Raw genomic sequence first — 23,199 nt, 5'->3', positions numbered from 1 at the left:
GTCATTGCCCTGCCACAGGTTTCAGTTCGATACGCTTAATATCGCCCACCAGCACCAGATAGCTCAGCACCGCAATCAGCGCATGCACCCCAACGTAAATCAACGCACCGTTAAACGAACCGGTGGTGCCCACGATGTAGCCAATCGCAATCGGCGTGACGATACCGGAAATATTGCCGAACATGTTGAACAGACCGCCGCTCAGGCCGCTGATCTCTTTCGGCGCAGTATCTGCCATCACTGCCCAGCCGAGCGCACCGATGCCTTTCCCGAAGAAGGCCAGCGCCATAAAGCCAATAATCATCCATTCAACGTCGACGTAGTTACAGAACACCATCACCATCGACAACAGCATACCCATCACGATCGGCGTTTTACGCGCAATATTCAGCGATCCGGTACGACGCATCAGCCAGTCGGAAATAATCCCGCCGAGCACGCCGCCCACAAAGCCGCAGATAGCCGGAACCGACGCCACAAAACCGGCCTTCAGAATCGACATGCCGCGCGCCTGCACCAGGTAAACTGGAAACCAGGTGATAAAGAAGTAGGTCAGCGCGTTAATGCAATACTGGCCGATGTAGATCCCCACCATCATGCGAGAACCAATCAACTGCTTAATTTGTCCCCACTTCACGCTGAACGGGACTTTCGTTTTCGCTGCCGCCTGATCCATGTTGATCAGCGCGCCACCAGCGGCGATGTAATCCAGCTCTTTTTGGTTCACGCCCGGGTGCTGGTTAGGTTCGTGAATTACTTTCAGCCAGACGAAGCTGATAACGATCCCGAGGCCGCCCATAAAGAAGAACACGTGCGACCAGCCCACTTCGTGAGTCAGCCAACCCATGATCGGCGCGAAGATAACGGTGGCAAAGTACTGTGCGGAGTTAAAAATCGACACCGCCGTGCCCCTCTCCTGCGCCGGGAACCACGCCGCCACAATGCGACTATTGCCGGGGAAGGAAGGCGCTTCGGCTAAACCGACAAGGAATCGCAACGTAAACAGCGCGATGATAATGCCAAAGCCGCTGAAGATATCGACGAAGCCTTGCAGCAGGGTAAACAGGGACCAAATAAAGATGGACCAGAAGTAGACACGTTTAGAACCAAAGCGGTCGAGCAACCAGCCGCCGGGGATCTGGCCGATAACATAGGCCCATGAGAATGCAGAGAAAACGTAACCCATACCGACAGCATCGAGGCCAATATCTTTGGCCATCTCCGAACCGGCAATGGATAAGGTGGCGCGGTCGCCATAGTTGAAGGATGTGACGATAAACAGCATCACCACTATCCAGTAGCGAGCATTAGTGCGCTTTTCCGCGCCGCTCGCCGCCTGACTTAATGAACTCATTGTTGCACTCCTGAATTTTCGCGTTTTTATTCGCTCACTCTGAATTGCAAAACCGGTAGGGGTCAGAGGTAACGTTTGGTGTATAGGCAGCTTTTTTGGAGGTTGTTCGCCTTGCATGCTGCATTTTCTTATAACTGGCATGAGGAGTATAAAAAGCAGGCAGGAAACACTCACCGTGCAACAACACAGTATTTCGTCCACACACCAAGCCTGTTTGTGGCAAAAGCCCTGGTGACTGGAAGCGACTTCACGGAAATGAAAACCAGAGGGTTGAATAAGGAAATATCAGGACGGAAAAGAAAGGAGTGTGAAACGGGTCGCTTGCTCCTATGAAAACGCCTGTAAAACCACTTTCAAATGAAGGTTTTTACAGGCATTTGCCCGAAGCTAACACGATTCAGTTTTATTAGGATATGGCCAGGTCGTTCTTTTTGCTTGCTGGCACAAGCAGGACACCCTCCCGGTAGGGGGGAGGGGAAGCCTCAAGACAGGAGAGTTCCCCAATGTTCTACCCAGGGATTGGATTCACTTTCCGGCTCAGGGTGCTCGCTGGCATCAATCAACAACATCTCACCCACGCGCTGCGCGCTTTGTTCCTGCAACAACGCGTCGAACTGTTTTCCGCCGTTGCAGAAGTTAACGTAGCTGCTGTCGCCGAGTGCGATCACGCCATAATGCAGATTTGGCTGAAAACCAAGATTATCTTTGATCCCCTGAAACAGTGGCACAATGCTGTCCGGAAGATCGCCCTGCCCGGTCGTTGAGGTCACCACCAGGACGTATTTGTCTTGATACGCCTGCCAGTCAGCCAGCTCTGGATCTTCAAACACCGTAGCCTTATGGCCCTGTCCGGTAAGGATAGCTTCAGCCTCTTCGGCTACCAACAGCGAGTTTCCGTACATCGTGCCGACAAAAATACCAATTTCCGCCATAACCTTTTTCTCCAGGGACTTAAGAATCTATTTGCTCATCCTGACCTGACCGCTCGCTGAACTCAACCCTTTCATTCTCAGGGAGAAGTCCACGCCAGCCAAACTGCGATAGCGCCTGCATCCAGACGTCATCCAGACCCGCGCGAATCACCAACGGCTCGCCAGTGAACGGATGGGTAAGCGTAAGCTGGCTGGCATGCAACATTAAGCGCTGGCAACCGAAATGCTCCGCCGCACTGCGGTTTTGCCGCAAATCACCGTGCTTACTGTCGCCAATAATAGGATGGCGTAAATGGGACAGATGCCGCCGGAGCTGGTGTTTACGACCGGTTTTAGGCTCAAGCTCTACCAGTCCGTAGCGAGTCGTTGGATAACGCCCGGTGGCCACCGGCATTTCTACCGTTGCCAGTCCGCGATAGTGGGTGACCGCCGGTTGCGGATCTTTATCTTCACGGGAAAATTTGTCGGCAATTTTATCCAACTCTTCCACCAGCGGGTAATCCAGCACCGCGTCATCCATTAACCAGCCACGCACAATCGCATGATAACGCTTTTGAATTTGATGCTGTTCAAACTGCTGCGATAGCAAACGCCCGGCTTCGCTGGACAATCCCATCAGCAGCACGCCGGATGTCGGTCGGTCGAGGCGATGCACGGTAAAAACATGCTGACCAATCTGGTCACGCACCGTTTGCATCACCACCACTTTCTCATCGCGGTCGAGCCAGCTGCGGTGAACCAGCCAGCCAGAAGGTTTGTTAACGGCAACCAGCCATTCGTCCTGATAGAGGATCTCAAGCATCAGGATTTATCGCTGGTAAACAGTGCATCCAGCTCCTGTAATGCAACGAGAAGCACTTCACGCTGTGGATGGTCGGCGGTCAGCGCCATTTCGTAATACGGTGCGATGGCAAACGCCTCTGGAAGCGGCTGCGCGTTATCAAGCAGAGCATGCATGCGGGGAATCAATACCCATTGCAGCCATTCAACCGGCTCCATGGTATCCATACAAAAAGGCTGCGTGCTGGTAAAAAGATGCGCCTCAGGCTCATCCATTCGCCAGTGATTATGCTCACGCAACAGCGCTTCAAGCGCGTGGAGTTGCTGGCGCACACGGTCATGAGTCGTCATGAAATTAACCTCATTGATGAAAAATCTGGCGCGAAGAATAGCATTTGTGGGCAGGAAATAAAAAAAGGGAGCACTGTAAAAACAGTGCTCCCGGTTCGTTTCGCAGCATTCCAGCTACTTTTAGTGCTCCCTGCTCATCCATGACAACTTTTCCTGTGGTCTTACGACCTGTTCATCCTGAACGTTTGCATCCTGCTCACATCACCCCGATGTGAAAACTTCATCCTGAAGTGTCCATGGCCATCCTGACCCGCCGACCATCCTGCCCGGCTCTCATTCTCCTTCCTGGAGGTGTCCCTTAACGCATCCAGCGTTTTCCTCTTTACTTCGTCCTGAAGCCTATCCTTGTAACACCATCCAGGTGTGTCCTGCAGAAGTGTCATCATCCTGATGTTCACTTCGTTGTGCGACTCCTTGTCGACGTAGATAGAATCGCCTGTTTCGCTTTGTCTTACAAGATACTTACAGACATTCCTTTAAGGTTTTTTTCATATGAAAGCAGAGAATAAAACATCAACTAACTGAATTACATACATTTACTATGAAGGCCCTGCATTAAGCTTTCACTTATTACCTGGCGATCTCCTACAGGGTTTGTAAGAGATCTCTCACACGCATGCGGGCAAAATGGATTACAGAACTGGCTTAAGTTGAGTCAGGAAATCCGCAAGAGAGGCCGCCAGCACCGTACGTTTACGAGTCCCCAGCGTTTCTTTGCACACTTCCCCGGACAGGTTACACACCGAAATGACATCCAGTTCATTTTCCTGTGTCGCAATAAACAGCGTCGGCGAGAGCTTGAGCCGCTTTTGCGTGACCAAATGGCCAATCAGGTTTTCCTGAACGCGCCTGAAGTCATCTTCGCTCCAGGTTTGCAGCAGCGTGAGCTTTTCATCGGCAAACTGCGCGTGCATGTCCCCGGCAAATTGGGTGGTATAAAAAGCGTGAACGGCGGGTTGTACCACAATATCAAAGGCGCGTTCAACCGCGTTTACATTCGTTTCGCCCACAAACGGCTGAGGTTGCCAGTACACGGCATCGCTGGTCGTGGAAATAATGCATGGGGAAGGTACGCCATATAATTCTTCGCTGAGAGGCCAGCTGTTATTTTTCTCATGCCATGCATCGCAATACCGTGTCGTAAAGGCCGTTAACGCCTGCGCAGTCAATTCGTCCACTGATTTCTCTCTTCACAAAAGCCAGGATACACTTGACGCATAGTGTATCTGGTTTATGACGGTGAAACATGTCTTCTTATGAAAACCATCAGGCGCTTGACGGCCTGACCCTCGGTAAATCAACAGATTACCGGGACAATTACGATGCCAGTTTGTTGCAGGGCGTTCCGCGTAGCCTGAACCGCGACCCGCTGGATTTAAAGGCCGATAATCTTCCTTTTCATGGCGCCGATATCTGGACGCTGTATGAACTGTCATGGCTAAATGCCAATGGTTTACCGCAGGTTGCCGTCGGGCATGTCGAATTAGACTACACCAGCGTGAATCTGATTGAATCAAAAAGCTTTAAGCTGTATCTGAACAGTTTTAACCAGACCCGCTTTGATTCATGGGATGCCGTTCGCCAAACGCTGGAACACGATTTGCGCGCCTGCGCCGAAGGCGATGTTCATGTGGCGCTGTACCGCATCGACGAGCTGGAAGGGCAGCCGATTGCTCATTTCAATGGCACCTGCATCGATGACCAGGATATTGTCATCGATAACTACCAGTTCACCACAGATTATCTGGAGAACGCCACAAGCGGCGAGAAAGCAGTGGAAGAAACGCTAGTCAGCCATCTGCTGAAATCTAACTGTTTGATCACCCACCAGCCCGACTGGGGTTCTATACAAATTCAGTATCGTGGACGAAAAATCGACAGGGAGCAGCTGCTGCGTTATCTGGTGTCCTTCCGCCATCATAATGAATTCCATGAACAGTGCGTGGAGCGCATTTTCAATGACCTTCTGCGCTTCTGCCAGCCGGAAAAGCTGAGCGTCTACGCCCGCTACACGCGACGCGGCGGTCTGGACATTAATCCATGGCGAACCAACACCGATTTTGTCCCTGCTATTGGCAGACTAGTGCGTCAGTAACTTTATTTCTCAATTTTGCGTGCCGGATTCCGCGCGCAAGGTTGTGAAAGGTCATAAGCCAGAGCTATTGTAATCAACAGGGAATGACGTGTTGCGTCCCATAAGGAGTTTACTTGATTACACATATTAGCCCGCTTGGCTCAATGGACATGTTGTCGCAGCTGGAAGTCGATATGCTTAAACGCACGGCCAGCAGCGACCTGTATCAACTGTTTCGTAACTGTTCGCTTGCCGTCCTGAACTCCGGCAGTTTGACCGACAACAGCAAAGAGCTGCTGTCTCGTTTTGAAAGTTTCGACATTAACGTGCTGCGCCGTGAACGTGGCGTTAAGCTGGAACTGATTAACCCGCCTGAAGACGCGTTTGTTGATGGACGCATTATTCGTGCGCTGCAGGCCAACCTGTTTGCCGTCCTGCGCGACATTCTTTTCGTTAACGGCCAGATCCATAACGCTGGTCGTTTTCAACGTCTGGATCTCGAAAGCTCGGTTCACATTACCAACCTCGTCTTCTCCATCTTGCGTAACGCCCGGGCACTGCACGTCGATGAAGCACCGAACATGGTCGTCTGCTGGGGCGGTCACTCCATCAACGAAAATGAGTACCTGTATGCTCGTCGCGTCGGTACCCAGTTGGGCCTGCGTGAGCTGAACATCTGTACCGGCTGCGGTCCTGGTGCGATGGAAGCCCCCATGAAAGGCGCGGCGGTGGGCCACGCCCAGCAGCGTTACAAAGACAGCCGTTTTATCGGCATGACTGAACCGTCAATCATTGCCGCCGAACCGCCTAACCCGCTGGTCAACGAACTGATCATCATGCCGGACATTGAAAAACGTCTGGAAGCATTTGTCCGTATTGCCCACGGCATTATCATTTTCCCTGGCGGCGTAGGAACGGCGGAAGAGCTGCTGTACCTGTTAGGTATATTGATGAACCCGGCGAACAAAGATCAGGTTCTGCCACTGATCTTGACGGGGCCAAAAGAGAGTGCGGACTACTTCCGCGTGCTGGATGAATTTATCGTACACACGCTGGGTGAAGACGCACGTCGCCACTACCGCATTATCATTGACGATGCTTCAGAAGTCGCTCGCCTGATGAAAAAAGCGATGCCGCTGGTGAAAGAGAATCGCCGCGACACCGGTGATGCCTACAGCTTTAACTGGTCGATTCGCATTTCACCTGATTTGCAGATGCCATTTGAACCGTCCCATGAAAATATGGCGAACCTGAAGCTGTACCCCGATCAACCAGTTGAAGTACTGGCTGCAGACCTGCGTCGCGCGTTCTCCGGCATCGTCGCGGGTAACGTCAAGGAAGTCGGTATTCACGCTATTGAAGAGTTTGGACCGTACAAGATCCACGGTGACCGAGAGATGATGCGCCGTATGGATGACCTGCTGCAGGGCTTTGTCGCACAGCACCGCATGAAGTTGCCGGGTTCGGCCTACATTCCTTGCTACGAAATCTGCGCCTGATGTTTAACGCCCGGTAGCTGCGGCTACCACGATGACAGATTTGTCCATATCCAAGCCGGTTTTGGCCTCGCAGCCAGCCGGCTTTTTTAGTGATACCAGTCACATAGCTCAACTCCTAACATAAACATCAATAATGTTTCGTCAGAAAACCCTCAATACGCAAACGTTTACCTTTCAAATTCGACCGTGCCTTATCGTCATAAATTATCATTAGTTGCAAGAATCCACTGAAAATGACAGTTTTTACAGCGCAACACTCGTATCTTCTCGCGTTCTCTTTCACGTCATATGTCGTTAATGCTAGCCTTCGCGCCCGTAAATCCGCTTTGGTTATTTTTTAATAGATTAATGGTCCAAATTTATCCACATAAAAAGTGGATTATTGCATTTGGGATCCCGATCACTGATACATTCATAACTTAAATGTATCTTTCCGCCCGAAAATTATTACGGCGAAAAATTATATAAAAAATCGCTAATCGGAATTCGTTTTACAGTCGGGTCTTTTTTCAGTGGATTGAACCCAAACCTGACTTTTTAAGCTTCCTCCAGGAGAAATAGATGGAAAACACGCAAACCAGCACTATCGTTACGGGCCAGACCCGCAGCGCATGGCGCAAGACTGACACCATGTGGATGCTGGGCCTTTACGGTACGGCAATTGGCGCGGGTGTCTTGTTCCTGCCAATTAACGCCGGTGTTGGCGGTCTGATCCCGCTGATCATCATGGCTATTCTTGCCTTCCCAATGACCTACTTTGCACACCGTGGTCTGACCCGTTTCGTGTTATCCGGTAAAAATCCGGGTGAAGACATCACCGAAGTGGTAGAAGAACACTTTGGTGTTGGCGCAGGTAAACTGATTACGCTGCTCTATTTCTTCGCTATCTACCCAATTCTGTTGGTTTACAGCGTAGCGATTACCAATACCGTCGAGAGCTTCCTGACCCACCAGTTGGCAATTACGCCTCCGCCGCGTGCCATCCTGTCGCTGATCCTGATTATCGGTATGATGACCATCGTGCGCTTCGGTGAGCAGATGATCGTGAAGGCGATGAGCATCCTGGTATTCCCGTTCGTTGCAGCGCTGATGCTGCTGGCGCTGTACCTGATCCCTCAGTGGAGCGGTGCGGTTCTGGAAACCCTGTCCTTTGACTCCGCAGCAACCACTGGCAATGGCCTGTTGTTGACCCTGTGGCTGGCAATTCCGGTAATGGTATTCTCCTTCAACCACTCACCGATCATCTCCTCCTTCGCCGTTGCGAAGCGTGAAGAGTACGGTGATGAAGCAGAGAAGAAATGCTCCAAGATTCTGGCATTTGCTCACATCATGATGGTGCTGACCGTTATGTTCTTCGTCTTCAGCTGCGTGTTTAGCCTGACCCCGGCGGATCTGGCTGCGGCAAAAGAGCAGAACATCTCCATCCTGTCTTACCTGGCGAACCACTTTAACGCACCGATCATTGCCTGGATGGCACCGATTATCGCGATGATCGCTATCACCAAATCCTTCCTCGGCCACTACCTGGGCGCACGTGAAGGCTTCAACGGTATGGTGATTAAGCACCTGCGTGGTAAAGGCAAATCCATCGAAGTCAACAAGCTGAACAAACTCACTGCACTGTTCATGCTGGTTACCACCTGGATCGTGGCAACGCTGAACCCGAGCATCCTCGGTATGATTGAAACCCTGGGTGGCCCAATCATCGCGATGATTCTGTTCCTGATGCCGATGTATGCGATTCAGAAAGTCCCGGCCATGCGTAAGTACAGCGGCCATATCAGCAACGTCTTCGTTGTGATTATGGGTCTGATTGCCATCTCCGCTATTTTCTACTCGCTGTTTAGTTAATCCCCTGCGCCGCCTACGGGCGGCGCATCTCGTTATACAATGGACGCCTCATGATTAGCGTATTCGATATCTTCAAAATCGGCATTGGCCCTTCCAGCTCACACACTGTGGGTCCAATGAAAGCAGGCAAACAATTCACGGATGACCTGATTGCTCGCGGAATACTCACTGACGTAACCCGCGTCGTGGTTGATGTTTACGGCTCTCTGTCTCTGACGGGGAAAGGCCATCACACTGACATCGCGATTATTATGGGCCTGGCGGGTAATCTGCCTGACACCGTAGACATCGATGCCATTCCGTCCTTTATCCAGGATGTGAATACTCACGGACGTTTGCTGCTGGCAGACGGTCAGCATGAAGTGGAGTTCCCGGTCGATAAGTGCATGAATTTCCATGCGGACAATCTGTCCCTGCACGAAAACGGCATGCGCATTACCGCCCTGGACGGCGAAAAAGTCCTCTACAGCCAGACTTACTATTCCATTGGCGGTGGTTTCATCGTTGATGAAGAACATTTCGGCCTGCCGAACAGCTCGCCGGTAAACGTGCCCTATCCGTACAAATCCGCCGCCGATCTGCAACGACATTGCCAGGAAACCGGCCTGTCGCTTTCTGGTCTGATGATGCAAAACGAACTGGCCCTGCACAGCAAAGAAGAGCTGGAACAGCACTTTGCTAACGTCTGGGAAGTGATGCGTAGCGGGATTGAACGCGGTATCACCACCGAAGGCGTCTTGCCGGGTAAACTGCGCGTGCCACGTCGTGCCGCAGCGCTGCGTCGCATGCTGGTCAGCAGTGACAAAACCACCACCGACCCAATGGCGGTCGTGGACTGGATTAACATGTTCGCGCTGGCGGTGAACGAAGAGAATGCGGCCGGTGGACGTGTGGTTACCGCCCCGACCAACGGTGCGTGTGGGATCGTTCCTGCGGTACTGGCTTACTACGACAAGTTTATCCGCGAAGTGAACGCTAACTCGCTGGCACGCTACATGCTGGTCGCGAGTGCGATTGGTTCCCTGTACAAGATGAACGCCTCTATCTCGGGTGCCGAAGTGGGTTGCCAGGGTGAAGTTGGTGTGGCCTGCTCAATGGCGGCAGCGGGTCTGGCGGAACTGCTGGGCGGTAGCCCTACGCAGGTGTGCATCGCGGCAGAAATCGGTATGGAACACAACCTGGGGCTGACATGCGATCCGGTTGCGGGCCAGGTTCAGGTCCCATGTATCGAGCGTAACGCTATTGCCTCAGTCAAAGCGGTTAACGCCGCACGTATGGCGCTGCGCCGTACCAGCGAGCCGCGCGTGTGCCTCGATAAAGTGATCGAGACCATGTACGAGACCGGTAAAGACATGAATGCCAAGTACCGCGAAACCTCTCGTGGCGGCCTGGCGATGAAAGTTGTCACCTGCGATTAAGTCCCAACCCATTGCCGGATGGCGCAAGCTTATCCGGCCTACAGTGCCGTAGTCATTTGTAGGCCGGATAAGGCGTCAGCCGCCATCCGGCAAAATGTTGTTTCAGATCTTCGCCTCCACTCGCCGTGAATGTTACCCTACAGGCTGATTCGTAAGGGAGAACACCGTGGCCGTCCATCTGCTCATTGTCGATGCACTGAACCTCATCCGCCGTATTCACGCTGTTCAGGGATCGCCCTGCGTGGAGACCTGCCAGCACGCGCTCGATTTATTGCTCGTGCACAGCCAGCCTACGCACGCCGTGGCGGTGTTTGATGACGAAGCGCGTAACAGCGGCTGGCGTCACCAACGGCTGCCCGACTACAAAGCTGGTCGCCCACCGATGCCCGACGAACTCCATCAAGAAATGCCCGCCTTACGCGCGGCCTTTGAACAGCGCGGCGTCTGCTGCTGGGTTTCCAGCGGTAATGAGGCCGACGATCTAGCCGCAACGCTGGCGGTGAAAGTCACCCAGGCCGGGCATCAGGCCACCATCGTCTCAACCGACAAAGGTTACTGCCAGTTGCTCTCTCCTGCCCTGCGTATTCGCGACTATTTCCAGAAGCGCTGGCTGGATGCGCCGTTCATCGAAAAAGAGTTTGGCGTACAGCCTCAGCAACTGCCGGATTACTGGGGGCTAGCAGGAATAAGCAGTTCAAAAGTACCTGGTGTCGCCGGTATTGGCCCAAAAAGTGCGACCCAACTGCTCGTGCAGTTTCAGCATCTGGAAGGGATTTACGCCCGGCTTGATGACGTGCCGGAAAAGTGGCGCAAGAAGCTCGAGGCGCACAAAGAAATGGCATTTCTATGCCGCGATATTGCCCGGTTGCAAACGGACTTACATATCGACGGGAACCTACAGCAGTTACGTCTGGCGCGGTAGTTTTGTTGCCGGATGGCGCTGCGCTTATCCGGCCTACATTTCGTGCAATCCTGTAGGCCAGATAAGGCGTTCACACCGTCATCCAGCACAATTACCAGGCGGTGTGGTACAGCTCAACGATATCGCCGAGGCTCGCTTCACGCGGATTACCACCGGTGCATACGTCATCGAATGCTGCCTGCGCCAGCGCCGGGATATCCTCTTTACGCACGCCAACATCACGTAAGTGCAGCGGAATGCCCACATCACGGTTAAGCTCAAACACCGCATCCACGGCGGCTTTACGCGCCTCGTCCAACGTCAATGCTTCCACCTTCACGCCCATTGCCCGGGCGATATCGCGGAATTTGTCCCCGCTATAGTCGGCGTTGTACTGCATCACATGCGGGAGCAGAATGGCGTTGGCGACGCCGTGCGGCGTGTTATAAAACGCACCCAGCGGGTGTGCCATACCATGAACCAGCCCCAGGCCAACGTTGGAAAAGCCCATTCCAGCAACATACTGGCCCAGCGCCATGGCTTCACCGGCCTTGCTGTCACCGGCAACGGATCCACGCAGCGCCCCGGCAATGATCTCAATGGCTTTGATGTGCAGCGCATCCGTCAACGCCCAGGCCGCACGGGTGATGTAACCTTCAATGGCATGGGTCAGCGCATCAACGCCGGTAGCCGCCTTTAACGCCGCGGGCATACCGTCCATCATATCGGCATCGATAAATGCCACCTGCGGAATATCATGCGGATCGACGCAGACAAACTTGCGCCGGTTTTCCTCATCGGTGATCACGTAGTTAATGGTCACTTCTGCCGCCGTCCCTGCCGTCGTCGGGATAGCCATCACCGGTACGCTTGGCTTACGCGTGGGCGATAAGCCTTCAAGGCTGCGCACATCGGCAAACTCAGGGTTATTGTAGATAATACCAATCGCTTTACAGGTATCCTGCGGGGAGCCACCGCCAATGGCAATCAGATAGTCTGCGCCACTTTGCTCAAAGACACCCAGCCCTTCCTGTACCACTGCAATGGTGGGATTGGGGATAACGCCGGAGTAAATCTCCCACGCCAGCCCCGCCGCATCCATCCGCGATGTCACCTTCTCGACCACACCGCACTGTACCAGGTTGGCATCGGTCACAATCAGCGCCTTACGATACCCCCGACGAATAACTTCATCGGTTAACGCCCCAACAGCTCCCCGGCCAAACCATGCCGTTTCATTCAGAATCATTCTGTTCGCCATCGTATTTCTCCTTTTCGCTTTGCGAAATTACTCTTCAATTCGTAATCCGTAGGATTTGAATTTCTCCAGCACGATGGCAATCTCTTCATCATCCAGCACCGGAACAGGATCGACGATCGCTAATGTGCTCAGATAAAGGCGGGCCAGAACTTCCACTTCATGCGCCAGCCACAGTGCTTTTTCCAGGTTCGCCTCGCAGGCAATCAGCCCATGATGCTGCAACAGCGTTGCTTTGCGGTCTTTCAGCGCCACGATCACGTGCTCTGACAGTTCACGTGTACCAAACGTCGCATACGGCGCACACGGAATGGAATTTCCACCGGCAGCAGCAATCATGTAATGGATAGCCGGGATAGGACGGTTGAGAATCGATACCGCGGTGCAATGGATCGCATGATTATGGACAACCGCATTAGCCTCTGGCCGCGTCTGATAGGCAGCAAGGTGAAAACGCCATTCACTGGACGGTAATTGTCCTTTATCATAATTACCGTCGTTGTCTACATACACGATCATATTTTCCGTGAGTCTTTCGTAAGGAATTCCGCTGGGCGTGATCAGCATTCCATTTTCATAACGTGCACTCACATTACCCGCCGTTCCCTGATTCAGCCCCAGGCTGGTCATTTCAAGGCAGGTTTCAATGATTTCTCGCGACAAACGCATTCTTTCCATCATAATTCTCCGGGTACAGTTTCCCCTCGTCTTGATTGCGAAAAATACAGCCGCAGAGTAAGACGGGTCAGGTTTCAGATATGAGCAGCCACTGAATTTTTATTCAGGTTCAGTTAGCTGATTTATTATTAAAAAAGTATTATTTTTGTCTTACACGCTTAATGAGCTTCATCGGTACTTTTACCGTTTCTTTAATCGGCTGGTCTTCAATCGCACTCATCATCATGTCGAAGGCTTTTTCCGCCCAGACGTTTTCATCCTGCTGCATTGACCAGACATTATTGGCGAGGAATCCCAGCATCGGATGTTCATCGAATGTGCCGATATTAATATCAGGTGGAATAACGCCAAAACGATTGCGAATAGCGACGATGGCGCCTTCCAGCACAGGTAATGACGAGGCGATAAATGCCTGAGGACATCCCTGCTCAGCGATCAGTTTTTCCATTAACCGGTAGCCACCATCTGGCGTGTTATCCGGACCTTCACGCACCCAATCATGATGGGAAATACCATTGTTACTCAATGCGTTAAGATACCCCTGCAAACGGTCGCCAATACTGGGCAGCCCGGTATCGCCCACCAAAAACCAGATTGGAGATTTTCCCGCATCGAACAAACTTTGCGTCAGCTTTTCGCCACCTAAACTATTATGACTTTCTACCAGCGCGTTATCGGTGTACTTAAAATCACGGTCAAGTAACACCATCGGTTTTCTAACCTGGCGTAAATGATGCTGCTGGTTTTCGAGCGTTGACGGGACAATAAAAAGTCCGTCAACATTACGTGCAATTAACGCTTTGGTTAATTTATTCTCGTAATCAACATCATCATAAGTACAGCTAATCGTTAACTGATATCCAGAACGACGACAGCGTTGCTCAAGTTTTTCAGCGAGCGTAGCAAAAAAGACGTTGGAAATATTGGGCACAATCAGCCCCAGCGTATCCGTTTTATTCAGTTTAAGGCTGCGCGCTGAATGGTTGATGACATAACCATAACGCTCAACATATTCATTAATGCGCGTTTGGGTTTTAACGCTGATACGATATTGCTCAGCTTTCCCATTCAACACCAGTCGCACGGTTGTCACCGATAAATTCAGATCGCTGGCTATCTGTTCTACTGTTTTAGCCATTATATGCCCCAGTTCACATCCAAAACGTCAATTCACAATCATAAAAGTATTTTAAACATTTGTCTTACAGCATCAGTTGGTTAAGCACCTGCTGCTGCCCCCACATAGTCAGATGCACCTGATATTTGCGGGCATAAAAGTCCTGACGCTTAGGGTTTGTCTTGATAACCTCACCGGGCGTCACCATCGCCTGACAAGCCGCCGGGAAATTTGCCCACGCCCCACTGGCAACCGCACCGGTAATCGCCGCACCCAGCGTCACCGCATCTTCTTCCTGCATCAAATGGATATCGCATCCGGTCGCATCCGCATACTCACGTAGCCACAGCGGATTGTGCGTTGCTCCTCCGCACAGCGTCAGTCGTGAAATAGTGTGTCCATTTTCGCGCATCACTTCCATAATGTGCCGCGTACCGCAGGCAATCGCCTGTAATGTTGCCAGATACAAGCGAGCAACCTGCCGCTCGCCACGTTCAAGGGTCAAGCCACATACGCTGCCACGAGCATCTGGTCGCGCACGCGGTGAGCGGTTGCCATGATGATCGGCCAACACATGTAAGTTGCGCCCTGGTTCCGCTTCATTTTCCTCCAGTGCAGCCACCCATTCATTGACCAATACTATCGGATGGCAACCCCGCGCTTCGGCCTTACGATACAGGTCCGCACTGGCACCTGACTCCTGAAGCGTCCAGTCGACTAACGCCCCGGCGGCACTTTGCCCGCCTTCGGTCAGCCAGTAGCCGGGTAGCATCGCGGACCAGTATGGTCCCCATACGCCCGGTGTATGAATTTCCTCTTCGCTGCACAGCATATGGCAGTTTGACGTGCCGCTGATCAACGCCAGCGTTCCCACAGGCTGAGCACCGGCCAGCGCTACACCGCCTGCATGCGCATCAATCATCCCGCTGGCAACCACAACATGCGTGGTCAGTCCCAACGCCTGCGCCGCTTCAGGGCTGAGCGTACCAACGGCGGCCCCCGGCGGTAAAATACGCGACGGGATTTTGCTGAGTAAATCTGTTAATTCAACGGCATCGAGCAACGAATGACTAAAACGTTGTTCGTGCGCCAGATAGTTCCATTTACAGGTCAGGGAGCACAGACCCGCTACATCGCTGTCGGTCGCTTTCCAGACCAGGAAGTCCGCCAGATCGTAGAATCGATGCGCGCGCTCCCACGTCGCAGGAAAATGATTCTTCAGCCACAGCACTTTAGGCAATTCCATTTCGACGCTGACTTCGCCGCCAACATAGCGCAGGGCGGGATCCTGCGTGGCGTTAATGCGTTTGGTCTCGTCTGCCGCGCGATGATCCATCCACATGATGATGTTATGGTCAGGCGATTCACCGGGTGAAACCGCCAACCCTTGTCCTTGTTCATCGAGAGCAACCAGAGAGCAGGTGGCATCGAATCCCAGTGAACGAATTTCCTCGACGGGAACCCCCGCTGACGACACCGCATCTTTCACCGCATGACACACCTGCTGCCAGATTTCAGCGGATGATTGTTCTACCCGCTGCGGACCGGGTCGAAACTGCGAGATAGGTAATGTCGCAAAGGCCAGTCGCGTACCATTGGCATCAAAGACACCGGCCCTGACGCTGGCGGAACCGACATCCACCCCGAGGAAATATCCACTGCTCATAGTAACTCCCTGACACTGGCTAAAAATGGGGCGAACGTGTCGCCCCAACGGTCTTATTTTTTACCGAATGGATGTAATAATTTGTCGATTTCCGGTGTATCAATGTTCTTCGCATTCACGAATTTAACCGGGATATCAATCTCTTTTGGAACAGCCTGACCCGACACGGCGGCATTCAGCGTTTTGATCCCCTGATAGCCAATCTGGTAAGCATCCTGCACCACAAAGCCCTGGATAACGCCGGATTTCAGGAAGGCAATAATCGCTTCGGTGCTGTCAAAGCCAATCACCTTCACTTTGCCCTTCAGGTTTTGACTATCAATGGCGTTCGCTACACCCAGCGTTGAACCTTCGTTAGTGCCATAGATCCCGGCAATATCCGGGTTGGCCTGAATCATATCGATAGTTTTATCCATCGCTTTTTGCGGATCCCCATCGCTGTACTGAACAGGCAGTACCTTGATATCCGGATATTTTTCCTTCATGCGGGCAATAAACCCTTCCGAACGCTCGATTGCAGAAGAGGTACCGGCCACGTGCGCAATAATACCGACCTTCCCTTTGCTGCCCACTTCAGCGGCGAGCGCATCGGCGGCTTCTGCGCCGGCTTTACGGTTATTGGTTGCCACAAAGCTGACCGGAATGTCAGAATTCACGCCAGAGTCAAAGGTCACAACCTTAATCCCCCGTGAATTGGCCGTTTCCACCAGCGGTGCGAGGGCATTGGCATCTAACGCCGCCAGCAGCAGTCCGTTAGGCTTTTGCGCCATTGCGTTTTCAACCAACTGAATCTGCTCAGCAATTTGTGTTTCATCCGCCGGCCCTACATAGCTGGTTTTATCACCCAACTCTTTCGCTGCCGCTTCGGTCCCCATTTTTACGGTTTGCCAGAATTCATGCTGAAAACCTTTACTGACCACAGGGAGGTTCATATCTTTAGCCAACGCGCTGGAAGTCATGCAGGCCAGCAGGGATAACGCATAGACAAAATGCCTGGTTTTCATTGTTGTACTCCGTTCTGAGTGAGTCACCCTAAACGTCAGGGTTATGATGCCCCGCAACTTCCGGGAGCGTAAATCAACGAATTTTTTTGCGTAATGTGTCGAGATAAACCGCCGCGATAACCACCACACCCATTGCCACCATCTGCCAGAACTGGGAGACGCCCATCAGGTTGAGGCCATTTTTCAACACGCTCATAATGAATGCGCCGATAATCGTGCCGCCGATGGTGCCAATCCCGCCCATCAGGCTCGTACCACCAATCACCACCGCGGCAATCGCTTCCAGCTCATAACCCACACCAACCGTTGGCTGACCTGAGTTCAGACGCGAAGCAAGAATGACCCCGGCAATCCCGGTCAGCAGACCGCAGAAGGCGTAGACGAAGATTTTGACGCGCTGGACTTTAATTCCGGACAGGTGTGCTGCAACTTCATTGCTGCCCACGGCATAAACATAGCGACCAATCACCGTTTTCTTCAGGATGTACGCAGCGATCAGCGCCACCACCACCAGGTAAAAGACCGGATAAGGCAGCACGTCGAACAGGCGGCCCTGTGCCAGCATTTTGAAGCCTGGGTAATCAGCAAAGTAAATCGCGCGGCCGTCGGTCATCACCATGTTGATGCCCCTGACGGACATCATCAGGCCCAGCGTGGCAATAAAGGGCGGGATGGTCATTTTGGTGACCAACAGCCCGTTGATATAACCGCACAGCCCACCGGCTAACACGCCTGCCAGGATGCAAATCGGCAGAGGCAAACCCAGCGTGGCGCAGATACCGACCGCAACGCCTGAAAACGCCACCACGGAACCGAGAGAAAGGTCGATCCCGGAGGTGATAATGACGAAGGTAACGCCAATCGCCATGATGCCAATGACCGAGGTTTGCAGAGCAATGGTCATAATATTTTCAGTATTAAAGAAAAATGGCGATCCAAAACTGAAAAATATCACCAGAATAATCAAACTGAAAAGCGGCGCGAGGCGCATTAAAAGTTCTTTGTTAATTTTAATTTTTTTATTATTGCTGTCTGAAGAGGTTACAGAGATAGTCATAAATTAATCCTCTAACGTCGCGTATTGCATGATTTTTTCTTGTGTGGCGTCATCAGAAGCTAACTCACCGGTAATACGACCACTACGCATCACTAAAATGCGATCGCACATACCCAGCACTTCCGGTAATTCAGAAGAAATCATGATGATTGATTTCCCTTTTGCCACCAGTCGATTCATCAATTCATAAATTTCAAGTTTGGCCCCCACGTCAATGCCACGCGTAGGCTCATCAAAGATGAGAATATCGGTGTCTTTACACACCCATCTGGCAATAATGATTTTCTGCTGATTACCACCACTTAAATTTAATGCGGCCTGCTCAAGGTGTGGCGTTTTAATTCGCAGGGCTTTCACCTGCTCCTGGCTGGTTTGCTGACAGCGCTTGCTATCAACATTGCCGTAGCGATCGGAATACTCCGGGTAATTCCCCAGCATAATATTGCGCTCAACCGACAGCCCTAATGCCAGTCCTTCTTTTTTTCTATCCTCTGTTAAATAGCTGATCCCCTGTTTGATTGCGTCAGGGATATCTTTAACCACGGTGACCTTACCGTTTAGCGTAATGGTACCGCTATCGATGGGATCTGCACCGAAAATGGCACGCGCCAGTTCGGTACGCCCTGCGCCCATCAGACCGGCAAAACCTAAAATCTCCCCCTGATGCAGGGTAAAATCGATGTTGTTCAGTACCCCTTTGCGCGTCAGGCCGCTCACTTCCAGCACCGGTTTGTGCTGAGACAAGGGTTCACGACGCGGATAGATATTCCCGAGGTCACGCCCAACCATCATGGCAATTAAGTCGCTGATTTTTACAGCATCATAATCGACGGTGGCAATAAACTGACCGTCTCGCATCACGGTCGCGCGGTCGGCAATTAACGCCAGCTCTTCCAGACGGTGCGAGATATAGACAATGCCGGTACCCTGCTCTTTCAGCAAACGGGTAACCTGAAATAAACTGTCGATCTCCGTTTCCGTCAGCGCCGCCGTCGGTTCATCCATAATCAGAATTTTGGCATTCACCGATATAGCTTTGGCAATCTCAACCATTTGTTGTTGAGCGACGGTAAGATCGGCAACCAGCGTATCTGGCGCAATATTCAGGTTCAATTTTTGCAAAATATCGATAGCTGCCTGGCGCTGTTGTTTCTCGTCAAGACGCCAGCGGTTATTTTTGCAAAATTCCCTGCCAATAAAGATATTGTCTTCAACCGTTAACTCTGGGAATAAATTAAATTCCTGGTGAATAATCGTGATCCCGGCTTTTTGTGCACTTAACGGATTCGCGAATGAAACAGCTTGATCTTCAAAAATAATATTACCTTCATCCGGTTGATAAACGCCGGATAAAATTTTCATCAAGGTGGATTTCCCCGCGCCATTTTCGCCAAGCAGCGCATGAACTTCCCCTTTGCGTAACGCAAAATCCACATTACTCAACGCTAATACGCCGGGAAAACGTTTCGTAATATGACTCATCTGTAAAAATGTTTCGGACATTGCTGCTTTCCTCAATATACAGAAACTACAGTCGGTAAATCAGGCGAAAACAGCGTTGCCATGGAGCCATCGTCACCGTTAATGCGAATACTTCTTAAAAGCGTAGATACGTTTTTTGATTATTGCTAACTCGAGTTAGCGATTGCCTTTTAAAGCTATTTTAGCTGCAAAAAATAACCAAATCATTTGGTTTAAAACTGTGACACTGGACAGGAATTTTCTCGTATATCATTAATTAAAAACAAGATTAACTAAAATCCGCACATTAATTTATTTGACGCAGATCGAATTTTAACCACTTCTCGTGAGGCCTCTCACAGTTCCACAACAAAAAAGTTGTGTAAAAAACTCGCTGATACCTAAGCTAACTCGAGTTAGCAAAAATGAAAAATTCAGCCAACTGCGACAGTGGTGTCCTCCATCCGCTTTTGCAGCACGGCATAAAGTGAGATGAGGAACCTCGAATGAAAAAAATGAGTTTACCGAAAATCGGTATTCGTCCGGTGATTGATGGGCGTCGTATGGGTGTACGTGAGTCGCTCGAAGAACAGACCATGAATATGGCGAAAGCCACTGCCGCGCTTATCACCGAGAAACTTCGTCACGCCTGCGGCGCGCAGATTGAGTGCGTGATTGCAGACACCTGCATTGCCGGGATGGCTGAATCCGCCGCCTGCGAAGAAAAATTCAGTAGCCAAAATGTCGGCGTGACGATCACCGTGACACCATGCTGGTGCTACGGCAGCGAAACCATCGACATGGACCCAATGCGTCCAAAAGCCATCTGGGGCTTCAACGGCACGGAACGTCCTGGCGCTGTTTATCTGGCTGCAGCGCTGGCAGCGCATAACCAAAAAGGTCTGCCTGCTTTCTCGATTTACGGTCATGACGTGCAGGATGCGGGTGACACCACCATCCCCGCCGATGTTGAAGAAAAACTGCTGCGCTTTAGTCGTGCAGGCCTGGCCGTTGCCAGTATGAAAGGCAAAAGCTATCTGTCCGTGGGCGGCGTTTCAATGGGGATCGCAGGATCCATTGTCGATCATAACTTCTTTGAATCCTGGCTGGGCATGAAGGTTCAGCCGGTAGATATGACCGAGCTGCGTCGTCGTATTGACCAAAAAATCTATGACGAAACCGAGCTGGAGATTGCGCTGGCGTGGGCGGACAAAAACTTCCGCTATGGCGAAGATCAGAATGCCCAACAGTACAAACGCAACGAAGAGCAAAGCCGCGCGGTCCTGAAAGAAAGTCTGCTGATGGCAATGTGCATCCGTGACATGATGCAAGGTAACAAGATACTGGCTGAAAAAGGCCTGGTCGAAGAGTCGCTGGGCTTCAACGCCATTGCCGCGGGCTTCCAGGGTCAGCGTCACTGGACCGATCAATACCCGAACGGCGACACCGCCGAAGCCCTGCTGAACAGCTCATTTGACTGGAACGGCGTACGCGAACCGTATGTGGTTGCCACCGAAAACGACAGTCTGAACGGTGTAGCAATGCTGTTTGGCCGCCAGCTTACCGGTACCGCGCAAGTCTTTGCCGATGTACGCACCTACTGGTCACCGGAAGCCGTGCAACGCGTCACCGGCCAGCCGCTGACTGGCCTTGCTGAGCACGGTATTATCCACCTGATCAACTCCGGATCTGCGGCGTTGGACGGCTCCTGCAAACAGCGTGACAGCGATGGCAAACCGACCATGAAACCGCACTGGGAAATCTCCCAGCAAGAGGTGGATGATTGCCTGGCGGCAACCGAATGGTGCCCGGCTATTCATGAATACTTCCGCGGCGGCGGCTACTCCTCTCGCTTCCTGACTGAAGGCGGTGTGCCGTTCACCATGACCCGTATCAATATCATCAAAGGTCTGGGACCGGTGCTGCAGATAGCCGAAGGCTGGAGCGTGGAATTACCGAAAGACATGCATGACCAGCTCGATGCCCGCACCAACTCCACCTGGCCAACGACCTGGTTTGCTCCGCGCTTAACCGGTAAAGGTCCATTCAGCGACGTTTACTCGGTGATGGCGAACTGGGGTGCGAACCACGGTGTGCTGACTATTGGTCACGTTGGTGCAGACTTTATTACCCTTGCCGCCATGCTGCGTATTCCAGTGTGTATGCACAACGTGGAAGAAGAGAAAATCTATCGCCCTTCAGCCTGGGCTGCACACGGTATGGACAGTGAAGGCCAGGATTATCGCGCCTGCCAGAACTATGGCCCGCTGTATAAACGTTAATGCGACTCTGCCCGGTGGCGCAAGCTTACCGGGCCTACAACTGTAAAATTTGTAGGCCGGATAAGCGCAGCGTCATCCGGCAACATTTGGAGTGGCTATGAAACAAGACGTTATACTGGTCCTCGACTGTGGCGCAACCAACGTGCGGGCCATTGCCGTTGACCGTCAGGGAAAAATCGTTGCCCGCGCCTCCACACCGAACGCCAGTGATATCGCCTCAGAAAACAGCACCTGGCATCAGTGGTCCCTGGATGCCATTCTGCAACGCTTTGCCGACTGCTGCCACCGCCTGTCATCTGAACTGTCTACCCGCCAAATCCGCGGGATTACCGTCACCACGTTTGGCGTAGACGGCGCGCTGGTTGATGAAAATGGCGAACTGCTTTATCCGGTAATCAGCTGGAAATGCCCACGCACCGCTGCCGTGATGGCCAATATCAGCCGCCTGATGACACCACAGCAGTTGCAGGACATCTCCGGCGTCGGCGCCTTCAGCTTTAACACCCTGTATAAACTGGTGTGGCTCAAAGAAAACCACCCGCAATTACTGGAACGGGCGCACGCCTGGCTATTTATCTCCTCGCTTCTTAACCATCGCTTAACCGGTGAATTCACGACGGATATCACCATGGCAGGCACCAGCCAGCTGCTGGATATCCATCAGCGAGAGTTCAGCCCCGACATTTTGCAGGCAGCCGGCATTCCACGCCGACTGTTTCCCCGCCTAGTTGAAGCAGGCGAGCATATTGGGACGTTGCAAAGCACCACGGCAACATTGCTCGGGCTACCGACGGGCATTCCGGTCATTTCCGCCGGGCATGATACACAGTTCGCTCTCTTTGGCGCGGGCGCACAGCCGGACGAACCGGTGCTCTCCTCCGGCACATGGGAAATTTTGATGGTGCGCAGCGCGCAGGTGAATACCCCACTGCTGAGCCAGTATTCCGGCTCCACCTGCGAACTGGACAGCCACGCTGGGCTGTACAATCCCGGTATGCAATGGTTGGCTTCCGGCGTTCTCGAATGGGTACGCAAGCTGCTGTGGACTGCCGATACGCCGTGGCAAACGCTTATCGATGAAGCCAACGCCATTCCGGCTGGGGCTGATGGGGTAAAAATGCAGTGCGATCTGCTCACCGGCGCGAACGCGGGTTGGCAGGGCGTCACGCTCAACAGCACGCGGGGACATTTATACCGTGCGGCACTGGAGGGACTCACCCACCGGCTGCAGCAAAATCTACAGACACTGGAGACCATCGGTCACTTCCAGGCGACAGAGCTGCTGCTGGTTGGTGGGGGAAGTCGTAACGCGCTGTGGAATCAGATTAAAGCCAACGTTCTGGGTATCCCGATCAAAGTGCTGGATGACGCCGAAACCACCGTCGCCGGGGCGGCGATGTTTGCCTGGTCAGGCATTGGGGAATTTACCTCACCGGAGCAGGCTCGCGCCCAGGTGCATTACCAGTACCGTTATTTCTATCCGCAAACTGAACCCGAACTCACAGGAGTCGAGTGA

At 52.3% G+C, this 23,199-nt stretch carries 19 protein-coding genes; 7 read left to right on the top strand and 12 right to left on the bottom strand.

Annotated elements, in window-relative coordinates; all coding sequences use genetic code 11:
• Position 1: 1 nt before the first annotated feature.
• From gudP to syd, 5 genes are all read right to left on the bottom strand, one after another.
• The gene (gene gudP, locus AC3ITF_RS04375; RefSeq protein ID WP_096755896.1) at positions 2-1,354 is read right to left on the bottom strand and encodes a galactarate/glucarate/glycerate transporter GudP; all 1,353 of its coding nucleotides are present in this window, start codon (positions 1,352-1,354) and stop codon (positions 2-4) included.
• A gap of 482 nt (positions 1,355-1,836) precedes the next feature.
• Entirely contained in the window at positions 1,837-2,286 is a 450-nt protein-coding gene (locus tag AC3ITF_RS04370) for a flavodoxin (RefSeq protein ID WP_096755895.1), read from the bottom strand.
• Positions 2,287-2,305: 19 nt separating this feature from the next.
• Positions 2,306-3,088 (bottom strand): tRNA pseudouridine(65) synthase TruC, encoded by a 783-nt coding sequence (truC, locus tag AC3ITF_RS04365; protein WP_096755894.1) that lies wholly within the window; start codon positions 3,086-3,088, stop codon positions 2,306-2,308.
• On the bottom strand, positions 3,088-3,417 hold the full coding sequence (locus tag AC3ITF_RS04360; RefSeq protein WP_096759337.1) for a YqcC family protein: 330 nt from the start codon (positions 3,415-3,417) through the stop codon (positions 3,088-3,090). Before AC3ITF_RS04360 ends, truC begins: the two co-directional genes overlap by 1 nt.
• Before the next feature lie 632 nt (positions 3,418-4,049).
• Entirely contained in the window at positions 4,050-4,595 is a 546-nt protein-coding gene (syd, locus tag AC3ITF_RS04355; protein WP_115257591.1) for a SecY-interacting protein, read from the bottom strand.
• A 68-nt stretch (positions 4,596-4,663) separates the two neighbouring features.
• Here syd and queF point away from each other — a divergent pair, with 68 nt between their 5' ends.
• From queF to xni, 5 genes are all read left to right on the top strand, one after another.
• Positions 4,664-5,512, top strand: a complete 849-nt coding sequence (gene queF / locus AC3ITF_RS04350) for an NADPH-dependent 7-cyano-7-deazaguanine reductase QueF (RefSeq protein ID WP_181630323.1) — start codon at positions 4,664-4,666, stop codon at positions 5,510-5,512.
• Between the two features lie 113 nt (positions 5,513-5,625).
• A complete protein-coding gene (gene ppnN / locus AC3ITF_RS04345; RefSeq protein WP_096755891.1) occupies positions 5,626-6,990 on the top strand; it encodes a nucleotide 5'-monophosphate nucleosidase PpnN in 1,365 nt (454 codons plus the stop codon).
• A 561-nt stretch (positions 6,991-7,551) separates the two neighbouring features.
• Entirely contained in the window at positions 7,552-8,841 is a 1,290-nt protein-coding gene (locus AC3ITF_RS04340; protein ID WP_096755890.1) for an HAAAP family serine/threonine permease, read from the top strand.
• A gap of 50 nt (positions 8,842-8,891) precedes the next feature.
• Positions 8,892-10,259, top strand: a complete 1,368-nt coding sequence (locus AC3ITF_RS04335) for an L-serine ammonia-lyase (RefSeq protein WP_489176163.1) — start codon at positions 8,892-8,894, stop codon at positions 10,257-10,259.
• A gap of 166 nt (positions 10,260-10,425) precedes the next feature.
• Positions 10,426-11,181, top strand: a complete 756-nt coding sequence (xni, locus tag AC3ITF_RS04330) for a flap endonuclease Xni (protein WP_117343131.1) — start codon at positions 10,426-10,428, stop codon at positions 11,179-11,181.
• 91 nt (positions 11,182-11,272) lie between these two features.
• On the opposite strand, the gene fucO is transcribed toward xni, so the two are convergent.
• From fucO to AC3ITF_RS04295, 7 genes are all read right to left on the bottom strand, one after another.
• Entirely contained in the window at positions 11,273-12,421 is a 1,149-nt protein-coding gene (gene fucO, locus AC3ITF_RS04325) for a lactaldehyde reductase (RefSeq protein WP_137363171.1), read from the bottom strand.
• A gap of 27 nt (positions 12,422-12,448) precedes the next feature.
• A complete protein-coding gene (gene fucA, locus AC3ITF_RS04320) occupies positions 12,449-13,096 on the bottom strand; it encodes an L-fuculose-phosphate aldolase (protein ID WP_096755886.1) in 648 nt (215 codons plus the stop codon).
• Positions 13,097-13,235: 139 nt separating this feature from the next.
• Positions 13,236-14,234, bottom strand: coding sequence for a LacI family DNA-binding transcriptional regulator (locus tag AC3ITF_RS04315; RefSeq protein WP_096755885.1), 999 nt, complete (start codon positions 14,232-14,234; stop codon positions 13,236-13,238).
• A 64-nt stretch (positions 14,235-14,298) separates the two neighbouring features.
• Positions 14,299-15,879: an FGGY-family carbohydrate kinase gene (locus AC3ITF_RS04310; RefSeq protein ID WP_489176162.1), complete on the bottom strand. Its 1,581-nt coding sequence runs from the start codon at positions 15,877-15,879 to the stop codon at positions 14,299-14,301.
• A gap of 53 nt (positions 15,880-15,932) precedes the next feature.
• Positions 15,933-16,883 (bottom strand): ABC transporter substrate-binding protein, encoded by a 951-nt coding sequence (locus AC3ITF_RS04305; RefSeq protein ID WP_115257587.1) that lies wholly within the window; start codon positions 16,881-16,883, stop codon positions 15,933-15,935.
• A gap of 73 nt (positions 16,884-16,956) precedes the next feature.
• Positions 16,957-17,940 carry an ABC transporter permease gene (locus tag AC3ITF_RS04300; protein ID WP_096755882.1) on the bottom strand — a complete coding sequence of 328 codons (984 nt, stop codon included), beginning with the start codon at positions 17,938-17,940 and terminating at the stop codon, positions 16,957-16,959.
• A gap of 3 nt (positions 17,941-17,943) precedes the next feature.
• A complete protein-coding gene (locus AC3ITF_RS04295) occupies positions 17,944-19,443 on the bottom strand; it encodes a sugar ABC transporter ATP-binding protein (RefSeq protein WP_115257586.1) in 1,500 nt (499 codons plus the stop codon).
• Positions 19,444-19,907: 464 nt separating this feature from the next.
• Here AC3ITF_RS04295 and fucI point away from each other — a divergent pair, with 464 nt between their 5' ends.
• Both fucI and fucK read left to right on the top strand, forming a co-directional pair.
• Complete coding sequence (fucI, locus tag AC3ITF_RS04290; protein WP_117343128.1) at positions 19,908-21,683, top strand: L-fucose isomerase; 1,776 nt, start codon at positions 19,908-19,910, stop codon at positions 21,681-21,683.
• Between the two features lie 97 nt (positions 21,684-21,780).
• Positions 21,781-23,199 (top strand): L-fuculokinase, encoded by a 1,419-nt coding sequence (gene fucK, locus AC3ITF_RS04285; RefSeq protein ID WP_489176161.1) that lies wholly within the window; start codon positions 21,781-21,783, stop codon positions 23,197-23,199.

This window comes from Citrobacter sp. KH_055_1, from assembly GCF_057838705.1.
This window is presented reverse-complemented; position numbering and strand designations above follow the sequence as displayed.